The sequence below is a fragment of the Mycobacterium sp. pV006 genome (assembly GCF_041287115.1).
In the GTDB taxonomy this organism is placed as follows: Bacteria; Actinomycetota; Actinomycetes; order Mycobacteriales; family Mycobacteriaceae; genus Mycobacterium.
Window position 1 is genome coordinate 1 of the sequence record NZ_JBGGKT010000059.1, and the last position, 661, is coordinate 661.

A 661-nucleotide genomic window follows, 5' to 3' on the forward strand; every position below is an offset into this window, starting at 1 on the left:
TGGGTGACTCATTTTTTGGTTTTGTGTTGTAAGTGTTTAAGGGCGCATGGTGGATGCCTTGGCACTAGGAGCCGATGAAGGACGTGGGAGGCTGCGATATGCCTCGGGGAGCTGCCAACCGAGCGTGGATCCGAGGATGTCCGAATGGGGAAACCCGGCACGAGTGATGTCGTGTCACCAGGCATTGAATACATAGGTGTCTGGGGGGAACGCGGGGAAGTGAAACATCTCAGTACCCGTAGGAAGAGAAAACAACCGTGATTCCGTGAGTAGTGGCGAGCGAAAGCGGAGGATGGCTAAACCGTGTGCATGTGATACCCGGCGGGGGTTGTGTGTGCGGTGTTGTGGGGCGTTTCTTTCTCAGGTCCGCCGGCCTGGGCAGGAGTGAGAAACCGTTGGGTTAGTTGAAGTGGTCTGGGATGGCCTGCCGGAGAGGGTGAGAGCCCCGTGGACGAAAACTCAGCGGCTCCTGAGAAGTGTTTTCCCCGAGTAGCAGCGGGCCCGTGGAATCTGCTGTGAATCTGCCGGGACCACCCGGTAAGCCTGAATACTTCCTAGTGACCGATAGCGGATTAGTACCGTGAGGGAATGGTGAAAAGTACCCCGGGAGGGGAGTGAAAGAGTACCTGAAACCGTGCGCTTACAATCCGTCAGAGCCCTC

General features: G+C 56.9%; 1 rRNA gene. It reads left to right on the forward strand.

The annotated features are described in order from the left end of the window. Positions 1 to 26 precede the first annotated feature (26 nt). Positions 27 to 661 (forward strand): 23S ribosomal RNA (locus tag ACAG25_RS24790); the annotation flags it as partial.